At 74.5% G+C, this 19,677-nt stretch carries 15 protein-coding genes; 9 read left to right on the top strand and 6 right to left on the bottom strand.

Annotated elements, in window-relative coordinates:
• The first annotated feature begins 88 nt into the window (after positions 1–88).
• Genes EDD33_RS17855 through EDD33_RS17835 form a run of 5 tightly spaced genes read left to right on the top strand, consistent with a single transcriptional unit; the run spans position 89 to position 5,046 of the window.
• Positions 89–1,123, top strand: a complete 1,035-nt coding sequence (locus tag EDD33_RS17855; RefSeq protein ID WP_123392387.1) for an iron-siderophore ABC transporter substrate-binding protein — start codon at positions 89–91, stop codon at positions 1,121–1,123.
• Complete coding sequence (locus EDD33_RS17850) at positions 1,120–2,163, top strand: FecCD family ABC transporter permease (RefSeq protein ID WP_246003594.1); 1,044 nt, start codon at positions 1,120–1,122, stop codon at positions 2,161–2,163. Before EDD33_RS17855 ends, EDD33_RS17850 begins: the two co-directional genes overlap by 4 nt.
• Positions 2,160–3,236 (top strand): FecCD family ABC transporter permease, encoded by a 1,077-nt coding sequence (locus EDD33_RS17845; RefSeq protein WP_246003593.1) that lies wholly within the window; start codon positions 2,160–2,162, stop codon positions 3,234–3,236. The genes EDD33_RS17850 and EDD33_RS17845 overlap by 4 nt, the downstream gene beginning before the upstream one ends.
• Positions 3,236–4,078 (top strand): ABC transporter ATP-binding protein, encoded by an 843-nt coding sequence (locus EDD33_RS17840; RefSeq protein WP_123392385.1) that lies wholly within the window; start codon positions 3,236–3,238, stop codon positions 4,076–4,078. Before EDD33_RS17845 ends, EDD33_RS17840 begins: the two co-directional genes overlap by 1 nt.
• Entirely contained in the window at positions 4,075–5,046 is a 972-nt protein-coding gene (locus tag EDD33_RS17835) for a siderophore-interacting protein (RefSeq protein WP_123392383.1), read from the top strand. The genes EDD33_RS17840 and EDD33_RS17835 overlap by 4 nt, the downstream gene beginning before the upstream one ends.
• 273 nt (positions 5,047–5,319) lie before the next feature.
• On the opposite strand, the gene EDD33_RS17830 is transcribed toward EDD33_RS17835, so the two are convergent.
• From EDD33_RS17830 to EDD33_RS17815, 4 genes are all read right to left on the bottom strand, one after another.
• Positions 5,320–9,282: a heterodisulfide reductase-related iron-sulfur binding cluster gene (locus tag EDD33_RS17830; RefSeq protein ID WP_123392381.1), complete on the bottom strand. Its 3,963-nt coding sequence runs from the start codon at positions 9,280–9,282 to the stop codon at positions 5,320–5,322.
• Between the two features lie 135 nt (positions 9,283–9,417).
• A complete protein-coding gene (locus EDD33_RS17825; protein ID WP_246003592.1) occupies positions 9,418–10,614 on the bottom strand; it encodes an MFS transporter in 1,197 nt (398 codons plus the stop codon).
• Between the two features lie 9 nt (positions 10,615–10,623).
• On the bottom strand, positions 10,624–11,409 hold the full coding sequence (locus EDD33_RS17820) for an IclR family transcriptional regulator (protein ID WP_123392379.1): 786 nt from the start codon (positions 11,407–11,409) through the stop codon (positions 10,624–10,626).
• Positions 11,410–11,486: 77 nt separating this feature from the next.
• On the bottom strand, positions 11,487–12,485 hold the full coding sequence (locus tag EDD33_RS17815) for a glycoside hydrolase family 25 domain-containing protein (protein WP_246003591.1): 999 nt from the start codon (positions 12,483–12,485) through the stop codon (positions 11,487–11,489).
• A 140-nt stretch (positions 12,486–12,625) separates the two neighbouring features.
• Here EDD33_RS17815 and hutH point away from each other — a divergent pair, with 140 nt between their 5' ends.
• The 4 genes from hutH (at position 12,626) to EDD33_RS17795 (ending at position 18,309) form a co-directional block, all read left to right on the top strand.
• Positions 12,626–14,197 carry a histidine ammonia-lyase gene (gene hutH, locus EDD33_RS17810; protein WP_123392377.1) on the top strand — a complete coding sequence of 524 codons (1,572 nt, stop codon included), beginning with the start codon at positions 12,626–12,628 and terminating at the stop codon, positions 14,195–14,197.
• Complete coding sequence (hutU, locus tag EDD33_RS17805; RefSeq protein WP_123392375.1) at positions 14,194–15,855, top strand: urocanate hydratase; 1,662 nt, start codon at positions 14,194–14,196, stop codon at positions 15,853–15,855. The genes hutH and hutU overlap by 4 nt, the downstream gene beginning before the upstream one ends.
• Before the next feature lie 88 nt (positions 15,856–15,943).
• Entirely contained in the window at positions 15,944–17,425 is a 1,482-nt protein-coding gene (locus tag EDD33_RS17800) for an amino acid permease (RefSeq protein ID WP_123392373.1), read from the top strand.
• Positions 17,422–18,309: a universal stress protein gene (locus EDD33_RS17795; protein ID WP_123392372.1), complete on the top strand. Its 888-nt coding sequence runs from the start codon at positions 17,422–17,424 to the stop codon at positions 18,307–18,309. Before EDD33_RS17800 ends, EDD33_RS17795 begins: the two co-directional genes overlap by 4 nt.
• A gap of 83 nt (positions 18,310–18,392) precedes the next feature.
• Here EDD33_RS17795 and EDD33_RS17790 read toward each other — a convergent pair whose 3' ends face one another.
• Positions 18,393–19,007, bottom strand: a complete 615-nt coding sequence (locus tag EDD33_RS17790; RefSeq protein ID WP_148077135.1) for a class F sortase — start codon at positions 19,005–19,007, stop codon at positions 18,393–18,395.
• A complete protein-coding gene (locus tag EDD33_RS17785) occupies positions 19,004–19,573 on the bottom strand; it encodes a DnaJ family domain-containing protein (protein ID WP_123392368.1) in 570 nt (189 codons plus the stop codon). Before EDD33_RS17785 ends, EDD33_RS17790 begins: the two co-directional genes overlap by 4 nt.
• Between the last annotated feature and the right edge of the window lie 104 nt (positions 19,574–19,677).

The raw sequence follows: 19,677 nt of genomic DNA, 5'->3' as shown, positions 1-19,677 counted from the left end.
CCCTTGCGTCCGAGCCGGTCCTAGAGGTTAGGGTGCCCTAAGTAAGCCAAGGCTTACCTCTCCCACCCTCTTCCTCGAAGGACACCTGATGACGCGACTGCGGCACCTCGCCCTGGCCGCCGGTCTCGGAGCGCTCGCCCTCAGCGGCTGCTCGACCGGCTCGACCGAGGACGGCGGCGATGCCGCGGCCTCCAGCACGACCACGGAGGTGGACGCCGACGCCTACCCCGTGACGATCGAGCACGCCTTCGGCGAGACCACCCTCACCGAGGAGCCGAAGCGCGTGGCCACCCTCGGCTGGAGCGACCAGGACCACGCCGTCTCGCTCGGCGTCGTGCCCGTCGGCGCGACCAAGCTGACCTGGGGCGGCAACGACACCGGCAGCTCGGACTACTTCGACGCCGCCGTCGAGGAGCTCGGCGCCGAGGCGCCGGTGCGCTACGACGACGCGGACGGCGCCCCGATCGAGGAGGTCGCCCAGACGCGGCCCGACGTCATCCTGGCCACCAACTCCGGCATCACCGAGCAGGAGTACGAGAAGCTCTCCAAGATCGCGCCGGTCGTGGCCTACCCCGAGGCGCCCTGGACGACGCCGTGGCAGACCTCGCTCGACACGGTCGCGAAGGCGCTGGGACGCACGAGCGCCGCCGAGGAGGTCGTCGCGCAGACGCAGCAGGAGATCGACGCGGCCAAGGAGGACCACCCCGAGATCCAGGGGGCCTCGATGATCTTCGGCTACCTCGCCACCACCGACCTCTCCACCGTCGGGATCTACGCGCCGGAGGACCCGCGGGTCGCCTTCATGCACGACCTCGGCCTCGAGGACGCCCCGGCGGTCGCGGAGTCGATCAAGCCCGGCGAGTTCTACAGCACCGTCTCGGCCGAGAAGGCCCCCGAGCTGGACTCCGACGTCTTCCTGACCTGGGCCGAGACGCCGGAGGACATGGAGAAGTTCACCCAGGACAAGCTGGTCGGCCAGCTGCCGGCCATCGCCGAGGGCCACGCCTACGCCGAGGCCGACAAGCAGGTCGCGATGGCGGTCACCAACCCGACCCCGCTCTCGATCCCGTTCATCATCGACGAGTTCGTGCCCGAGGTCAGCAAGGCCGTCCAGGGCTCGTGAGCACCGCCACCCGCACGCCCGCCACCCCCTCGGGGCGCCTCCGCGCGCGCCCCGAGGGGGTGCGGCGTGCGTCCCCGGTCACGGCCGTGGCGGTGCTGGTGGTGGCGCTGCTCGTGGTCGCCGCGGCCTCGGTGCTGCTGGGTGCCCGGTGGATCGGGCCGACCTCGCTGCTCGATCCCGGCAGCCCCACCCACGAGATCGCCGCGGTGCGCCTCGACCGCACCCTGCTCGGGCTCGCCGTCGGCGGCGCCCTGGGCCTGGTCGGGGCGCTGATGCAGGGCCTGACCCGCAACCCGCTCGCCGACCCCGGCGTGCTCGGCGTCAACGCCGGCGCCTCGCTCGCCATGGTGGTCGCGATCTCGGTGATGGGCGTCTCCGACATCCGGGCCTACGTCTGGTGGGCCTTCGCCGGCGCGGCGATCGCCCTGGTGCTGGTGCACGCGATCGCCTCGGTGGGCCGCGACGGCGCCACCCCGGTCAAGGTCGCGATCGCCGGCGCCGCGCTCACCGCCGCCGTCACCAGCTGGGTCTCCGGACTGCTGCTCGTCGACCGCAAGACCGTCGAGTCGTTCCGGCTCTGGCAGGTCGGCACCGTGGCCGGGCGCGGCGACGAGGTGCTGCTGATCGGCCTGCCGTTCCTCGCCGTCGGCGCCGTGCTCGGCCTCGCCTGTGCCCGCACCCTCAACGCCCTGGCGCTCGGTGACGACCTCGCCCGCGGGCTGGGCCGCCACGTGGTCCGGGACCGGCTCGTCGTCGGCCTCGCCACGGTGCTGCTCGCCGGGTCGGCCGTCGCGCTCGCCGGGCCGATCGCCTTCGTCGGGCTGATCGTGCCGCACGGCGTACGCGCCCTGGTCGGTCCCGACTACCGGTCGGTGCTGCCGCTGAGCCTCGGTTTCGGCGCGGTGCTGGTCGTCGCCGCCGACACCGTCGGCCGGCTGGTGCTGCCGCCCGGGGAGGTCCAGGTGGGCATCATGAGCGCCGTCGTCGGCGTCCCCGTCTTCCTGCACCTCGTGCGACGCGGCCGGATCGGGGCGCTGTGAGCACCGTGCTGGGTTCCCGTCCCCGCGAGGCGGCGACCGCCGCCGCAGGGCCCGCGCCCGACCCGCGGGAGGTCGTACGCCGCGCCCGCCGCCGCCCGCAGCGGCGTACCCGCCTGGTGGTCGCGTCGCTCTCCGCGCTCCTGGTGACCGTCTTCCTGGTGCGGATCACGCTGGGCGACTTCATCGTGACGCTGCCCGACGTGGTGCGGATCGTCACCGGCACCGAGATCCCCGGGGCGTCGTACATCCTGATGGAGAGCAAGCTGCCGCGCGCCGTGCTCGGCGTGCTGGTCGGGCTGGCCTTCGGGGTCGGCGGGGCGATCTTCCAGACCACGCTGCGCAACCCGCTGGCCAGCCCCGACGTGGTCGGCGTGAGCGTCGGCGCCAGCACCGCCGCGGTGTTCACCATCGTCGTGCTCGACCAGCGCGGCGTCGCCCTGGCCGCCGCCGCGGTGCTCGGCGCCGTCGGCGTCGCCGTCGGCGTGCGGCTGCTCGTGGGCGCGCACGCGGGGGCCCGGCTCGTGCTGGTCGGGGTGGCGCTGAGCGCGGGGCTCTACTCCGTCGTGCAGTACCTCTTCACCCGCGCCGACGAGTGGGACACGCAGATCGTGCTGCAGTGGCTGATCGGCAGCCTCAACCGCGTCGACTGGCCGACCATCCGCGTGCTCTCCCTGCTCCTGCTGGTCGTGGTGCCCGTGCTGGTGGTGCTGTCCCGCTCGGCCCGGGCCTCCGAGCTCGGTGACGACGCGGCCGCCGGGCTCGGCGTACCCCCACGACGGGCCGACCTGCTGCTGCTCGTCGCGGTGCTGCTCGTCGGGGTCGGCGTGGCCGCCGCCGGCCCGATCTCGTTCGTGGCCTTCCTCGCCGGGCCGATCGCGCGGTCGCTCAACGGCGGTCGCACCACGCTGCTCGGCGCCGGGCTGGTCGGCGCGATCATCGTGGTCGCCGCCGACCACGTCGCGGCGTACGCCGTGCCGGACGTCAACTTCCCCGTCGGCGTGGTCACCGGTGCCGTCGGCGCCCCCTTCCTGCTGTGGCTGCTCGCCACCGGACGCACCTCCCGGAGGTCCTGATGCCCGACCTGCCCGACCCGTCCCGGACCGCCGGCCGGCTGCGCACCGAGCGCGTGACGCTGGGGTACGGCGACCGCGCGGTCGTCACCGACCTCACCACCACCGTCCCCGACGGCCGGGTCACCGTCATCGTCGGCGCCAACGCCTGCGGCAAGTCGACGCTGCTGCGCGGGATGGCGCGGCTGCTCACGCCGACCGCTGGGTCCGTGCTGCTCGACGGCCGGGCGATCGCCTCGCTGCCCTCCCGCCAGGTCGCCCGCACCCTGGGCCTGCTGCCCCAGAACCCCGTCACCCCCGAGGGCGTCAGCGTGGTCGACCTCGTCGGGCGCGGTCGCCACCCCCACCAGGGCGCGCTGCGCCGCTGGTCCTCGGCCGACGAGGAGGCGGTCGCCGAGGCGCTGCGGCTGACCGACACCCTCGACCTCGCCGAGCGGCTCGTCGACGAGCTCTCCGGCGGCCAGCGCCAGCGGGTGTGGATCGCGATGGCGCTGGCCCAGCAGACCGACCTGCTCCTGCTCGACGAGCCCACGACGTACCTCGACGTCGCCCACCAGGTCGAGGTCCTCGACCTCCTCGCCGAGCTCAACGAGGCGCGTGGCACGACCGTGGTGATGGTGCTGCACGACCTCAACCTCGCGGCGAGGTACGCCGACCACCTCGTCGCCATGCGCGACGGCCGCATCGTGGCCGCCGGCACCCCCGCCGAGGTGATCACCGAGCCGTGCGTCAGCGAGGTCTTCGGCATGGCCTGTCGCGTCGTGCCCGACCCCGTCACCGGCACCCCCATGGTCGTCCCGCTGGGACGCGCCGCCCGCCACCGGACCCAGGAGGTCCCCGCATGAGCCCGACCACCGCCACCACCGCGGCGTCGCCCGTCCTGCCGCTGGTGCTCACCGAGGTCGAGGCCGTCGAGGTCACCCGGCTGTCGCCGTCCTTCGTCCGGGTCGTCTTCGCCGGCGACCAGCTGGCCGACATGGGCGTCGACGGCCCGTGGCTGGACCAGCGCATCAAGCTGGTGCTGCCCGAGGAGCACGGCACGCTGCCCTCGCTCCAGGGCGTCGGCGCGGACTGGTACGCCGACTGGCGCGCCCTCCCGCCGCAGCAGCGCGGCCACATGCGGACCTACACGGTGCGCGAGCTCGAGGGGTACGGCGCCGACACCCGCCTCGTCGTCGACTTCGTGGTCCACGAGGACGGCCTCGCCGGACCGGGCGCCGGCTGGGCACTGCGGGCCCGGCCGGGGATGCGCGTCGTGCTGCTGGCCCCGCGGCGCGGCGTGCCGTTCGGCGGCATCGAGTTCACCCCGGGCGAGGCCACCTCGCTGCTGCTGGTGGGCGACGAGTCCGCGGTCCCGGCCATCGCCGGCATCCTGGCCGGCCTCGGCTGCGGCGCGTCCGGCACGGTCTTCCTCGAGGTCCCGGACGCCCTCGACTTCCAGGACCTCCCCGCCCCCACCGGCGTCGAGGTCCGCTGGCTGGTCCGCGGCCACCGCGACGTGGGCAGCCGACTGGTGCCGGCGGTGCGGGAGTGCCTCGGGCTGCCGTCGTCGGCGCCGGGTGCGGACCCGACGGTCGTCGAGGTCGACCCCGAGCTGTGGGAGACCCCGGCGTACTCCAGCTCCGGCGAGGAGGTCGCCGGCCGCGCGACCAACCCCACCTCCGGCCCCCTCGAGGGTGTCTTCGCCTGGATCGCCGGCGAGTCCACCATGGTCACCCGCCTGCGCCGCGCGCTCGTCCAGGAGGTCGGCGTCGACCGCCGCCAGGTCGCCTTCATGGGCTACTGGCGGCGGGGGGTGGCGATGCAGTCGTAGGGGCGGGGACGGGGGCGGGCAGTTTCACCGGCTAGCCGGTGAAACTGCCCGTCGGACCGGGCAATCCGGGCACGCGAGGGCAGTTTTGCCTGTCAAGGCCGCCGATTCCCAGGTTCGCCTGGGAAACCGGGATCTCCGGACGCCAGGCGCGGGGCCCGCCGTACGCCGGGGTCGGGACCTACGACGTCCCGCCGTGAACGACGAACGCGGTGCTCTGCTGCCACCAGGTGACAGCAGAGCACCGCGCCGAGGTCGTACGCCGGGCCGGCTGGACTACAGGTCGAAGAGCGACCCCGCCTCGTGGATGTCGGCGTCGGTCTTCGGCTGGTGCTGCTCGCCGGAGCCGGTCGCCGGCCGCGCCGGGGGCTGCTCGTCCTCGGAGGCGTCGGAAGGGGCCGAGGCCTCCGGGGCGTCCGGGGTGTCGGTCGCCTCCGCAGCCGGCTCCTCGGTCGGGTGCTCCTCGACCGCCTCGGCCGGGTTCTCCTCCTGGACCGCCTCGGCGGTGTCGGTGGCGACCTCGGGGGAGTGGTCGTCGGTCGAGGTGGCCTCGGAGGTGCCCGACGACGCGTCGGCCGAGGCCGCCGCACCGCCGCCCGCGAACTTCGCCTTGATGTCGCGCAGCGAGGTGACGGGCTTGTCCACGGCCTGAGCCGCCGGGGCCGGGGTCACGGTGGAGCCGGACACGTCCGCCTCCGGAGCCGCCTCCGCCTCCGCCTCCGGAGCCGGAGCCGGAGCTGCCGGAGCTGCCGCTGCCGGGGCGCTCGCCGCCGACGGCAGGTCGAACATCGACCTCCCCTTGGCGTACTTCCCCCCCAGTCCGCCCTCGCCGCCGGACGGCGCCGAGGTGGCCGCCGGGGCCGCAGCGGCCGCCGACGGCTCGGGCGCGGGCTCGGTGGCCTCGGGCTGGGGCTCGGGGCTGACCTGGTCGCCGGAGGTCGGGGTGTCCGACTCCTCGACGACCGTCTCCTGCACGTCGGCGGCCTCGTCCTGCCGCTCCGCAGCCGCCGCGGGCACCTCGCTCGCGGGGGCGGCCGAGCTGCCGGCGACGGACTCCTCCTGCGGCTCGGCCAGGTCGAACAGCGACCCGCCCTCGGGGATCTCGCTGGCCGGGGTCAGCGCCGTGCGGGTGCCCGAGCCAGCGGTGCCGGCCGTGGCGGCCGACGCGGTGGCGGCCTTCTCGGCGTCCTGCGACCACGTGTCGGCGTCGTCCTGGCTCCGGTCGGTCGGGCCGTCGGTGGTCGAGTCGCCGGCGGGGTCCTCGCCCGCGGGCTCGTCGTCCGTCGACGCAGGTGCCGCGTCAGCAGTCCCGGCCGGAGCGGTCGGTGTGGCCGGCGCCGAGGAGCTGACCTGCTCCTCCTCGGGCTCGGCCAGGTCGAACAGCGACCCGCCCTCGGGCACCTCGGTCGCCGGGGTCACCGCCGAGCGCGTGCTGGACGCGGGTGCGGGCTCGGTCGGCGTGGAGGTGTCGGCGTCGTCCTGGCTCCGGTCGGTCGGGCCGTCGGTGGTCGAGTCGTCGGCGGGGTCCTCGCCCGCGGGCTCCTCGGTCGCCGGCCGTGCCGGCGCCTCCTCGGGCTCCCCGAGGTCGAACAGCGACCCACCGGACGCAGCACCCGACGACGTGGCGGACCCGGAGCCGGACCCGGAACCGGACCCGGACGCGGACGCGGACGCCGGACCAGACGCCGACGCGGACCCGGACGCCGTCGCCGGCTTCGTCTCCGGAGCGGCGTCGTCACCCCCGAGGTCGAACAGCGAGCTCCCGCCGGCGTTGCCGCCGGTGGTCGCCGGCTGGGTGTCCTTCATCTCGGGCTCGTCGAACAGCGAGGTGCCGCCGGAGGCCTTGGCCAGCGGGCCGGCGTCCTCGGTGGCGGTGACGGTGTCCTCGGTCTGGGTCGCGTCACCGGCGGACGGCTCGGCGTGGGTGTCCTCCTCGACCGCGGCCTCCTGCTCCCGGGTCAGCGTGGCGGTGCCGCCCCCGGCGCCACCACCCGCAGCCGCGGCGGCCGGAGCGGCGGCCGCGCTGGCCTTGCGCGGCGCGGGGGAGTCGCCCTTGACCGAGGCCAGCAGCATCTGGGCGACGTCGAGGACCTCGACCTCCTCGCGGGCCTCGCCCTTGGACTGCTGGTTGGTCAGCCCGTCGGAGAGCATCACGCGGCAGAAGGGGCAGCCGACGGCGATCTGGTCGGCGCCGGTCTCCACGGCCTCCTTGGTGCGGTTGAGGTTGATCCGCTCGCCGGTGTTCTCCTCCATCCACATCCGCGCCCCACCGGCGCCGCAGCAGAACGACCGCTCGGAGTTGCGGGGCATCTCGACGAGGGTGGCGTCGGGGATGACCTGGAGCAGCTCGCGCGGCGGGGAGTAGACGCCGTTGTGACGACCGATGTAGCACGGGTCGTGGTAGGTCACCTGGCGCTTGTCGGCGGTGCCGTTGGAGGCGACCGGGGTCAGCTTCTTCTCCCGCACCAGACGGTTGAGCAGCTGGGTGTGGTGGACGACCTCGAGCTCGACGCCGAACGCGGCGTACTCGTTCTTGAGCGTGTTGAAGCAGTGCGCGCAGGTCGAGACGACCTTCTTGGCCTTGGCGTCCTTGAGGGTCTCGGCGTTCTGCGCGGCGAGGCCCTGGAAGACGAACTCGTTGCCGGCGCGTCGCGCGGGGTCGCCGGTGCAGGTCTCGCCGTTGCCCAGGACCGCGAAGTCGACGCCGGCCATGTCGAGCAGCTCGGCGACGGCGCGGGTGGTCTTCTTGGCGCGGTCCTCGTAGGCGCCGGCGCAACCGACCCAGAACAGCCACTCGACCTCGTCGAGCGACTCGACGTCCTCGCCGACGACCTTCACCTCGAAGGGCAGGTCCTTGGCCCAGTCCAGGCGGGCCTTGGGCGACATGTTCCAGGGGTTGCCCTTGTTCTCCAGGCCCTTGAACAGCCCGTTGAGCTCGGTGGGGAAGTTGGACTCCACCAGCACGGCGTAGCGCCGCATGTCGACGATGTGGTCGACGTGCTCGATGTCGACGGGGCACTGCTGCACGCAGGCGCCGCACGAGGTGCAGTTCCACAGCACCTCGGGGTCGATCACGGCGGCACCGCTGTCGGGCATGTAGAACCAGTCGTCGCCGGTGTCGCCGACCAGCGGGCGCTCCACCTCGAGCGCGAGCCTGGTGTCGCCCTCGAGGAGGGCGGCGCGGTCGCCCTCGGCGGCGTTGAGGTACGGCGCCTTGGCGTAGGCGTGGTCGCGCAGCGCCGTGATCAGCAGCTTGGGCGACAGCGGCTTGTCGGTGTTCCAGGCCGGGCACTGGCTCTGGCAGCGGCCGCACTCGGTGCAGGTCGAGAAGTCGAGGATGCCCTTCCAGGAGAAGTCCTCGACCGCGCCGACGCCGAGCTTGGTGTCCTCGTCCATCTCCTCGAGGTCCTCGAAGTCGATGGTCGTGCCGCCCGAGGTCATCGGGGCCAGGCCGCCGAGCGCCGTACGGCCGTCGGCGTTGCGCTTGAAGTAGATGTTGAAGAAGGCCAGGAAGCGGTGCCAGGCCACGCCCATCGTCGGCTGCAGCGAGATCACGATCATCCAGGTGAAGGAGATGAGGATCTTGAGCATCGCGACGAGGTAGATCAGGTTGGCCAGGGTGCCCTCGGAGAGGCCGGAGAAGGCCTCGCCCAGCGGGAACGACAACGGGAAGTGGAAGGCCGAGGCGTACTCCGGGTCCTCCTTGGTGGCCAGGGCGTACTCCAGGCCGCGCAGCACCACGATGCACAGGCCCACGCCGAGGATGACCATCTCCACGAAGTAGCCCTGCCACATCGTGGAGCCCCAGAAGCGTCCCTTCGGGCCGCGCTCGCGCTCCTTGGGGCGGGTGGCGCGGTAGTAGATGAAGGCGACGATGGCCACGATCATCACCAGCGTGAACAGCTCGCTGGCCCACTCGAAGAGGAAGAAGTGGCCGAGGAACGGGATGTGGAAACCGGGGTCGAACAGCTGCCCGAAGGCGGTGACCAGGGTGAAGAAGAGCAGTCCGAACCCGGTCATGATGAACCAGTGGCCGGCGCCGACCCAGTGCCACTGCAGCATCCGGGTGTGGCCGAGCGACTCCTTGACCAGCGTCAGGCTGCGCCCGACGGGGTTGTCGGTACGCCGCGCCGGTTGACCGATCTTGATCGTCGCGATGATCTGGCGGATCGCCTTGACGAACAACGCGATGCCGACGACCGCGATGGCGATCGAGACGACCTGGGCGAACAGCTGCATGAAGACTCCCGTTCGTAGGGCACACCGAGCCGAGACGTCCGGCTGGCGCGAGCCTAGTGCCCGGGACGAGGGGTCCGGGCGGTGTGTGAGAAAGGCTACGCGGCGGTAACTTGCCGGTCGTCCCGGGCCGGATCCTCAGGCGGCGCCGGCGTCGTCGCGGGGGACGAGCGCGGTGGCGGTGAGCGGGCCCAGGGCGGCCAGGCCGAAGGCCGCGGCGTACCCCCAGTGGGTGATGGTGAGGCCGGCGACGGGGGCGACAGCGGCGGCGGCGAGGTACTGCGCGGTGTTCTGCACGCCCAGGGCGCGCCCGGACCAGAACGGCCCGGCGTGCTCGGCGACGCTGGTGAAGGCCAGGCCGTTGTCGGCGACCGTGACCGTGGAGGCGATGACCAGCAGCACCACGGCGACGCCGGTCGGCTCGGTCAGCGCGAGCAGCGCCATGGTCGCGGCGGCCCCGACCGCGACCCAGCGCAGCGGCCGGACCCGCGAGCCGACGACGTCGGAGAGGTGGCCGACCGCGATCCGGCCGAGCGCGCCGAGGACGTGGGTGACCGCGACGAGCGCCCCGGCAGCGGCGGGCGTCCACCCGCGGGAGTCGACCAGCCAGGTCAGCGAGTAGGTCCACACCAGGAACTGCGGGACGACCAGCAGCACCGAGACGCCGTGGACGCGCGTGAGGAACGAGCCGGCGCGGTAGGGGTTGGCGGCGTTCGCCGTGGTGCGCCGCGGCCGGGGCGGGTCGAGCACCAGCACGGCCACGGCCACCAGGGCGAGCAGCGTGCTGGCCACCGGGACCGCGCCCGCTGAGGTGACCCCGGCCCGGTCGGCCGTGACCGCCATCGTAGCCGCGGCGAAGGCGACACCGAGCGGCTGGGCCATCTGCCGCACCCCCATCGCCAGGCCGCGACGCTCCGGCGGGAACCAGCCCACCACCACCCGGCCGCTGGCCGAGCTGGTGCTGGCGGCGAACGCGCCGACGAGCAGCAGGGCGGTCCCGAGCAGCAGCAGGTCCTCGGCGCGGGCCGCGACCAGGCCGGCCGCCGCGGTGCCGGCGAGGCCGAGCAGCAGCACCCGCCGCTCGCCCCAGCGGTCGACCAGCAGGCCCCAGCCGAACAGGGTGAGCATGGTGCCGGCGATCGGCATCGCGGCCAGGGTGCCGGCCGCAGCGAGACCGAGCCCCCGCTCGTCGCGCCAGGCCGGGATCAGGAACGCCCAGCCGTTGGTGGCGACCGAGGCGGCGGCCTGCGCGGCCACGCTGGCGCCGAGCATCGCCCAGCGTCGGCGGGTGCCCACGGCGGCGGGGTCGACGACGGACCGGACGGCGGGGCTCACCACCCCACGCTAGGTCGCCTCGGTGGTCCGTCCGACGGGGCGTCCGGATCCGCCGATGCGACGGGTCAGCCAGGCGGCGGTGCGCTGCGCGGCCCGGGCGAGCTCGGGCTCGTCGGCGCCGGCGTCCTCGGGCCACGTCACCGCCACCCCGGCCGCCGGGTGCCCGTTGTGGTCGAGCACCGCGGCGGCCACCGAGGCGAAGCCGGGGGTGACCTCGCCGTGCTCGGCGGCCCAGCCCCGCTGCCGGGTCTCGCTGAGCAGGCTCCGCAGCGCGCTCAGCGACTGCGGACCGGCCCCGTGACGGTCCACGAACGCCGTGCGGTCGGGGTAGAGGGCCCGCACCTGGGGCGGTGGCAGCTCGGCCATCACGGCCCGTCCGCTGGCGGTGAGGTGCGCCGGGAGCCGGACGCCGACGTCGCTGACCAGCGGCGGTCGGCCCGGCGCCCGCTCCTCGAGCACGTAGAGCACGTCGCGGCCGTGGAGCACCGCGAGGTGGGCGCTCTGCCCGACGGCGTCGACCAGGCTGGCGAGCTGGCGGCGGGCCAGCCGCTGCAGCGGCGCCTGCCGGGCGTACCCGCTGCCGACCTCGAACGCCGCGACCCCGAGCCCGTAGCGGTGCTCCTCGGGCAGGTGCACCACGAAGCCCTCCTCGATCATGGTGTTGACCAGGTGGTACGCCGTGGACCGCGGCAGTCCGACCTCCGCGGCCAACCGGTCCAGCGTCACCGGGTCGGGCTGCGCCGCGAGGAACCGCAGCACCCGCAGCGCGCGCGTCGCTGCCGGCACCTGGCTCATGCGCGAAACCCAACCACAGCGCCGCCGCGCGAGGGGCCAGCGCGGTCCACGACGACCTCCGGACCCCGGCCGATGGGTCAGTAGTCGTGGAAGTAGCGCCCGAGGTCGGCGGCGACGCCGGGGCAGGTGACGTTGTGGTCGCGGGAGTCCTGCAGCCACTGGCCGAGCACGGCGGGGCCGCCCTGGATCTGGCTGTCGGGGGAGCAGCGGCTCAGTGCCTCGGCGCGCGAGGTCTCGCCGGCGGCGCGCCACTCGGGCAGGCCGAGCCGGAGGTCGCCGACGACGCCGGCCCACAGCGCCGCGGTGGAGTAGACGCCGATGCGCAAGCCCGCGTCGGTCCACGCCCGGGCCGCGCCGCGCACCACCTGGGCGTTGGCCGCCGGGTCGTCGCTCCAGTCGAAGGCGGGCACGGGCTCGACGTCGAGCCACACGAACGGCGTCTCGAGGCCCGCCCGGCGCATCACGCCCAGGGCGTAGCGCGCCTGCGCGTGGCCGAGGTTGGCCAGCCGCCCCGCCTCGGTGCCGGAGTCGTAGGGCCCGCGGCCGCCGAAGCGGGCGAGGGTGTCGGCGTACGGCCCGCTGAGCACGACGTACGCCGAGGTCAGCAGCCCGCGCTGCCTCGCCCACCCGACCTGGTCGGCCAGGCACGGGTTGGCGGTGAACGAGGGGCCGTTGGTCAGCCCGATCACGACGTACTCCGCCTCGGGCCGCGGCATCGGCAGCCCGAGGGTGCGCCGCTCGGGGATGCCCATCCCCGTCGGGCACTGCGGCCAGCTGATGTCGCCGCCCAGCACGGGGCCGCGGCGGGCGCGCCGCTCCGCCTGCCGCCGGACCTGGTCACGGGCGCTCTTCTCCAGGCCCTCCGGGACCTCGATCGAGGGGGTGGCCGAGGGGGACGCGCTCGCCGCGCGGCTGGGGGAGCCGCTCGGGGACGCGGGCGCCGCGGGCGAGGGGGTGGCCGCGGCCTCGCGGCGCGACTCCGGCTGCAGCGGCGCCTCGCAGGCGGTGCCGAGGAGCAGCACCGTCACCAGCAGGGCGAGCAGGCCCGGCCGGGTGCGGGCGGAGCGGTGCGGCACGGCCTGGCCTCCTCGGGTGTCCCGGGCATGGTGGCACGACGGGACGAGGACGGGTCACCGATCCGGGCAGTCTCGGATCCGAGACGACCGGTGGGTCCCGGTGGCTGCGGCCGACCCGCCCGCGGACGTTCACTGGAGCCATGGACGACGCCCCCCGCCCGCGCACCGTCGACCGGCCCGTCGTGGAGGTCGGTCCCGGGCCGCTCGCGCCGGCCGACGTGGTCGCCGTGGCGCGGCACGGCGCCGCCGTCCGGCTGACCGAGGATGCCCTGGTCGGCATCGACCGGGCGCGCGCCGCTGTCGAGGAGCTGGCCGCGTCGCAGACCCCGGTGTACGGCGTCTCGACCGGCTTCGGAGCGCTCGCCACCCGGCACATCCCCACCGAGAAGCGGGCACAGCTGCAGCGCTCGCTGGTCCGCTCCCACGCGGCCGGCTCCGGCCCGGAGGTCGAGCGCGAGGTGGTGCGGGCCCTGGTGCTGCTGCGGCTCTCCACGTTGGCGACCGGCCGGACCGGCGTACGACGGGAGACGGCGCAGCTGATGGCCGCGATGCTCGACGCGGGGATCACGCCCGTCGTCCACGAGCACGGCTCGCTCGGCTGCTCGGGCGACCTCGCCCCGCTCTCGCACTGCGCGCTGGCGCTGATCGGGGAGGGCGAGGTCCGCGACGCCGACGGGGTGCTGCGGCCGGCCGCCGAGGCGCTGGCCGCCGCCGGCCTGCATCCGGTCGAGCTGGCCGCCAAGGAGGGCCTGGCGCTGATCAACGGCACCGACGGGATGCTCGGGATGCTCGTGATGGCGCTGGCCGACCTGGGGATGCTGCTGCGCACCGCCGACGTCGCCGCGGCGATGTCGGTCGAGGGCCAGCTCGGCACCGACCGGGTCTTCGCCGCCGAGCTCCAGGCACTGCGCCCCCACCCGGGCCAGGCCGCGTCGGCCGCCAACCTGAGGGTGTTGCTGGCCGGCTCGGGCGTGGTGGCCTCCCACCGCGGGCCCGACTGCACACGGGTGCAGGACGCCTACTCGCTGCGCTGCTCGCCGCAGGTGCACGGCGCCGCCCGGGACACGCTCGAGCACTGCGCCGTGGTCGCGGGCCGGGAGCTGGCGAGCGCGGTCGACAACCCGGTGGTGGTGGGCGACAGCGTCGAGTCCAACGGCAACTTCCACGGGGCGCCGGTCGCCTACGTGCTCGACTTCGCGGCGATCGTGGCCGCCGACGTCGCCTCGATCAGCGAGCGACGCACCGACCGCTTCCTCGACCGCGCCCGCAGCCACGGCCTGCCGCCGTTCCTCGCCGACGACCCGGGTGTGGACAGCGGGCTGATGATCGCGCAGTACACCCAGGCCGGGATCGTCTCGGACCTCAAGCGGCTCGCCGTCCCGGCGAGCGTGGACTCGATCCCGTCCTCGGCGATGCAGGAGGACCACGTCTCGATGGGGTGGGCCGCCGCGCGCAAGCTGCGCCGCTCCGTCGACGGGCTCACCCGGGTGCTCGCCGTCGAGGTGATGGCCGCGGCCCGCGCGCTGGACCTGCGCCGGCCGCTCGAGCCCTCGCCGGCCACCGGCGCGGTGGTCGACCTGCTCCGCGCGCACGGCGTCCGCGGCCCCGGCCCGGACCGCCACCTGGCCCCCGAGATCGAGGCCTGTGTCGATCTCGTCCGCAGCGGGGCCGTCGTGGCCGCCGCGACCGCAGTGATCGGAGAGATGCAGTGACCGAGAACCCCCGCCTGCCCATCCACGCCGCCACCGGGACCGAGCTCACCGCTCGCTCCTGGCAGACCGAGGCGCCGCTGCGGATGCTGATGAACAACCTCGACCCGGCCAACGCCGAGCGTCCGGAGGACCTCGTGGTCTACGGCGGCACCGGCAAGGCGGCGCGGTCGTGGGAGGCCTACGACGCCCTGGTGCGCACCCTGCGCGACCTGCGCGACGACGAGACGATGCTCGTGCAGAGCGGCAAGCCCGTCGGGGTGATGCGCACCCACGCCTGGGCCCCGCGCGTGCTGATCGCCAACTCCAACCTGGTGGGCGACTGGGCCAGCTGGGAGGAGTTCCGGCGGCTCGAGGACCTCGGCCTGACGATGTACGGACAGATGACGGCCGGCTCCTGGATCTACATCGGCACCCAGGGGATCCTCCAGGGCACCTTCGAGACCTTCGCCGCCGTCGCGGACAAGAAGTTCGGCGGCACCCTGGCCGGCACCATCACGCTGACCGCCGGCCTCGGCGGCATGGGCGGGGCCCAGCCGCTCGCGGTGACGATGAACGACGGCGTCGCGATCTGCGTCGACGTCGACCAGACCCGGATCGAGCGTCGCATCGAGCACCGCTACCTCGACGTACGGGCGGACTCCGTGGAGCACGCCCTCGAGCTGGCCGTGGAGGCCCGCGACGCCCGCCGGCCGCTCAGCATCGGCGTGCTGGGCAACGCCGCCGAGGTGTTTCCCCACCTGCTCGCGATCGACGCCCCGATCGACGTCGTCACCGACCAGACCTCGGCCCACGACCCGCTGTCCTACCTGCCCGTCGGCGTGCCGTTCGAGGACTGGCACGACGCCGCCCGACGGGACCCCGACGGGTTCACCAAGGACGCCCAGGCCTCGATGGCCGCGCACGTGCGGGCGATGGTGGAGTTCCAGGACGCCGGCGCCGAGGTCTTCGACTACGGCAACTCGATCCGCGACGAGGCCCGCAAGGGCGGCTACGACCGGGCCTTCGAGTTCCCGGGGTTCGTCCCGGCCTACATCCGGCCGCTGTTCTGCGAGGGCAGGGGGCCGTTCCGCTGGGCCGCGCTGTCCGGCGACCCGGCCGACATCGCCGCCACCGACCGCGCCATCCTCGAGCTGTTCCCCGACAACGAGCGGCTCCGGAAGTGGATCACCATGGCCGGCGAGCGGGTCTCCTTCCAGGGGCTGCCGGCGCGGATCTGCTGGCTGGGGTACGGCGAGCGCCACCTCGCCGGGCTGAAGTTCAACGAGATGGTCGCCAGCGGCGAGCTGAAGGCGCCGGTCGTGATCGGCCGCGACCACCTCGACGCCGGTTCGGTCGCCTCGCCCTACCGCGAGACCGAGGCGATGCTCGACGGCTCCGACGCGATCGCCGACTGGGCGCTGCTCAACGCGCTGGTCAACACCGCCTCGGGCGCCACCTGGGTCTCGATCCACCACGGCGGCGGGGTCGGGATGGGGCGCTCCATCCACGCGGGCCAGGTCTGCGTCGCCGACGGCACCGCGCTGGCGGCGGAGAAGATCGAGCGGGTGCTCACCAACGACCCCGGGATGGGCGTCATCCGCCACGTCGACGCGGGTTACGACCGCGCCGCCGAGGTGGCCGCGGAGCGCGGCGTACGCGTCCCGATGGCGGAGGGCTGAGGCACACGACTGCTGTGCGGAGCGGCTAGGAAGGTCTAGCGTCGCTCGGACCGGCTCCGGACGCAGGGGCCCTGGGGGAGGGGACCTCATGACCAACCTGGCGCAGCGCGGGACGGCCGGGCTCGGGGAGCAGCTGCGACGGCGCAAGCCGATCGGGGCGGTGCGCCCGGGCCACGGGGGCGAGCTGGAGCGCAGCTTCGGCACCTTCCAGCTGATGATGTTCGGTGTCGGCGCGACCGTCGGCACCGGCATCTTCTTCGTGCTGCAGGAGGCGGTCCCCGACGCCGGGCCGGCCGTGGTGGTCTCGTTCCTGGTGGCCGGGCTCGGGGCCGGGCTGTCGGCGATCTGCTACGCCGAGGTGGCCGGTGCGATCCCGGTGAGCGGGTCGACGTACAGCTACGCCTACCACGCGCTCGGCGAGCTGGTCGCGATGGTCGTGGTGGCCTGCGTCCTGCTGGAGTACGGCGTCAGCTCGGCCGCCGTCGCGGTCGGCTGGTCGGGCTACTTCAACGAGCTGCTCGACAACCTCGTCGGGGTCTCGCTGCCCGACGCGCTGTCCTACTCCCCGATCCCGTTCGAGGACAACACCACCGGCCTGGTCAACCTGCCGGCCATCGTGCTGGTGCTGATGTGCATGGTGCTGCTGGTCCGGGGGGCCAGCGAGTCTGCCCGCGTCAACACGGTCATGGTGCTGGTCAAGCTCGGCGTGCTGCTGATGTTCGTGGTGATCGGCTTCAGCGCCTTCGAGGCCGACCACTTCGACGGCTTCTGGGACGCCGGCGCCGCGGGGGTCAGCGCCGCGGCGGCGACGATCTTCTTCTCCTTCATCGGCCTCGACGCGGTCTCGACGGCCGGTGAGGAGGTGCGCGACCCGCAGCGGGCGCTGCCCCGGGCGATCATGGGCGCGCTGGCCGTGGTCGTGACGATCTACGTCCTGGTGGCCGTCGCCGGTGTCGGTGCCCAGCCGGTCGAGCGGTTCGAGGACCCCGAGCAGCAGAGCGCCGGCCTCTCGGTGATCCTCGAGAACATCACCGGCAGCAGCGTGCCCGCCACGGTCCTGGCGGCCGGCGCGGTGATCTCGATCTTCTCGGTCACCCTGGTGACGCTCTACGGCCAGACGCGCATCCTGTTCGCGATGGGCCGCGACGGGATGCTGCCCGACCGGTTCGCGTCGGTGAACCCGCGGACGCTCACCCCCACCTTCAACACCGTCGTGGTGTCGGTCGTGGTCGCGGTCATCGCCGGGTTCGTGCCCGCGGACTACCTGTGGGACACCGTCTCCATCGGCACGCTGATCGCCTTCATCGTGGTGGCGACAGCGGTGCTGGTGCTGCGGCGCACGGCGCCCGACCTGGAGCGCCCGTTCCGGGTCCCGGGCTACCCCGTGACGCCGCTGCTGACCATCGCGGTCTGCCTCTACATCCTCTCGGGCCTGGCCGCGATCACCTGGCTCATCTTCGCCGTCTGGCTGGCCGTGGTGCTGTCCTTCTACCTGCTGTGGGGCCGACGGCACGCGGCGCTGGGCCGTGGCGAGGTGGCCACCGCCGACGTGCCCGAGGACCGGTCGTGACCATCGTCGTGGGGCACCCGCCCCACAAGGACGACCGGTCGGCGCTGCAGCTGGCCGCGACGCTCGCGCGCTCGGCCGGGCAGGACCTGCGGGTGGTCACCGTGGTGCCGCCGGCCTGGCCGACCCCGGTGGCAGGCGGGCCCGACAGGGAGTTCGCCCGGTGGTCGCGCGAGCAGGGCGAGGCGGCCACGGCGCAGGCGCAGCAGGCGCTGGCCGAGCTGTGCGCCGACCTGCGCAGCGAGGTCGTCACGGTCGCCGCCTCCTCGGTCGCGGCGACCCTGATCGAGCAGGCCGAGCAGCACGACGGCGCGATGGTGGTGGTCGGCTCGGCCTCGCACGGCGCCTGGGGCTCGGTGGTGGTCGGCTCGACGGCCGACCGGCTGCTCCACTCCTCGCCGGTGCCGGTCGCGGTGGCCACCCGCGGCCACCGGGCCGAGGCCGCCACGCGCGTACGCCGCGCCACCTGCGCCTTCCGTGGCGACGCCGCCTCCCGGGCGGTGCTCGTCCGCACCGCGCGCATCTGCCGCGAGGTCGGTGCCTCGCTGCGCGTGGCCACCTTCGGGGTCCGCGGCCGGACGATGTATCCCCCCGAGGTGCTCGGTGAGCAGCAGGTGATGGAGGCGTACGTCGCCCGGACCTCCGCCGACCAGGAGCGCGCCGTCGCCGAGCTCGGCGACCTCGCGCCCGCCGACGTCCGCACCGCGGTCGCGACCGGGGCGACGTGGACCGAGGCGCTCGAGCAGCTCGACTGGGACCGCGGCGACGTGCTGGTGGTCGGCTCCTCGGCCGCCGGCCTGGTCTCACGGCTGTTCCTGGGCTCCGACGCCACCCGGATCGTGCGTCACTCCCCGGTCCCGGTCATCGTGGTGCCGCGCGGCGCCTGACGTCGGCCGGTGCGTCATACGAGGTGGATGTCCGGACGACCAGGACGTATGACGCTCCACGGACCCCGCGCGCGGATCGGCGCTCAGGCCGAGGGGCGGGCGAACCAGACGGTGCGCCTGGTCCAGACGCCCGGGCCGAGCCGCTCGCCGGAGCACACCACGATCGCGACCCGGGCCGGGCCGTCCTTGTCGTAGTAGCGGTAGAAGTCGGTGTCGGCCGAGACCTCGACCCGCTCCGTCACGCGGTAGCAGAGCCGTCGGTCGCCGTCGGCGAGCACCAGCCGACCGCCCTCCTGCAGCCCCTCGAGCAGCCGGTTGCCCAGCGCCGAGCCGTCGGGGAAGGTGTGCGCGTTGAGCAGCACGTTGCCGCGCCGGTCGCCGGGCTGCACCTCCTGCACCCGGTCGAAGGCGAACTGCTGCTTGCCGACGCTGTCGGTCGACGGGGTGCCCGGCACGTCGACCCGGGCGCGCGCCGGGAACATCACGGCGGCGCCGCGGGCCACGCCCGGCACGTCGACCCGGGTGGGCTCGAACGGCTCCGACCTGCTGGGGCACGGACGTGCGGCGAGGGTGCTGCCCGCGGTCACCGGCTGGGCGTCCGGGGAGGGCGGCTCGGCCCGCGGGGACGACGGGTCGCCGCCGCATCCGGCGAGCAGGAGCAGGCCCGCGAGGGCGGCGTACGCCCCGGGGGTCCTCATCGACGTCGCCACCAGCGACGGGGTCGCTCGGGCGCGGTCTCGGCGGCGGCCGCCGCCCGCAGCGCCTCGGCGTTGGCGCGGGCGCGCTCGTCGCGGCGCTCGGCCCAGCGGCGTACCTCCACGTCGGCGTCGCGGGTCGGCGTCACCACGGGCGGCCCGCCCTGGAGCTGGCGGCGGGCGGCCACCACGCGGCGGTTGAAGCCGTCGACGACCTCGCGGACCCGCTTCTCGGCGGTCTCGCGGTCGAGCACGTCGTCGAGCTCGCCGTCCTCCTTGCGCAGCTGCAGCGCCTCGGGCAGCACGCCGGTGACCTGCTCGCGCTCGATGAGCTTCTTCAGCCACCAGTCGCGGTCGTACGGCGAGCCGAGGTCTCCCAGCGGCTTGCCGGCCCCGGGCAGGTCGTCGAACTCGCCCCGCTCCATCGCCCGCTCGATCTGCAGGTCGACCCACCGCGCCTGGTGGGCGATGCGGGTGCTGGCCGCGGTGCGCCCAGTCCGGTCGTCGCGCTCCTGGTCGGCGCGGGGGCGACGGCCGTGGTCGACGTCGTGGCGGGAGGGGTCGGTCATCGTGGTCTCCGCAGCGAGGGCGACGGGGTCGGGTGCGTGGTCGAGCGTACGTCGCGGGGCACAGCCGCGGGCCGACCTGCGCCGGGTCGTACCGGTCCCGGGTC

Source organism: Nocardioides aurantiacus, assembly GCF_003752505.1.
GTDB lineage: Bacteria > Actinomycetota > Actinomycetes > Propionibacteriales > Nocardioidaceae > Marmoricola > Marmoricola aurantiacus.
This window is presented reverse-complemented; position numbering and strand designations above follow the sequence as displayed.

Excerpts from the sequence above, each read along its gene's own strand:
- hutH (WP_123392377.1), top strand. The coding sequence starts at position 12,626 with ATGGACGACGCCCCCCGCCCGCGCACCGTCGACCGGCCCGTCGTGGAG.
- EDD33_RS17840 (WP_123392385.1), top strand. The coding sequence starts at position 3,236 with ATGCCCGACCTGCCCGACCCGTCCCGGACCGCCGGCCGGCTGCGCACC.
- EDD33_RS17820 (WP_123392379.1), bottom strand. The coding sequence starts at position 11,409 with ATGAGCCAGGTGCCGGCAGCGACGCGCGCGCTGCGGGTGCTGCGGTTC.
- EDD33_RS17855 (WP_123392387.1), top strand. The coding sequence starts at position 89 with ATGACGCGACTGCGGCACCTCGCCCTGGCCGCCGGTCTCGGAGCGCTC.
- EDD33_RS17790 (WP_148077135.1), bottom strand. The coding sequence starts at position 19,007 with ATGAGGACCCCCGGGGCGTACGCCGCCCTCGCGGGCCTGCTCCTGCTC.
- EDD33_RS17800 (WP_123392373.1), top strand. The coding sequence starts at position 15,944 with ATGACCAACCTGGCGCAGCGCGGGACGGCCGGGCTCGGGGAGCAGCTG.
- EDD33_RS17785 (WP_123392368.1), bottom strand. The coding sequence starts at position 19,573 with ATGACCGACCCCTCCCGCCACGACGTCGACCACGGCCGTCGCCCCCGC.
- EDD33_RS17830 (WP_123392381.1), bottom strand. The coding sequence starts at position 9,282 with ATGCAGCTGTTCGCCCAGGTCGTCTCGATCGCCATCGCGGTCGTCGGC.
- EDD33_RS17835 (WP_123392383.1), top strand. The coding sequence starts at position 4,075 with ATGAGCCCGACCACCGCCACCACCGCGGCGTCGCCCGTCCTGCCGCTG.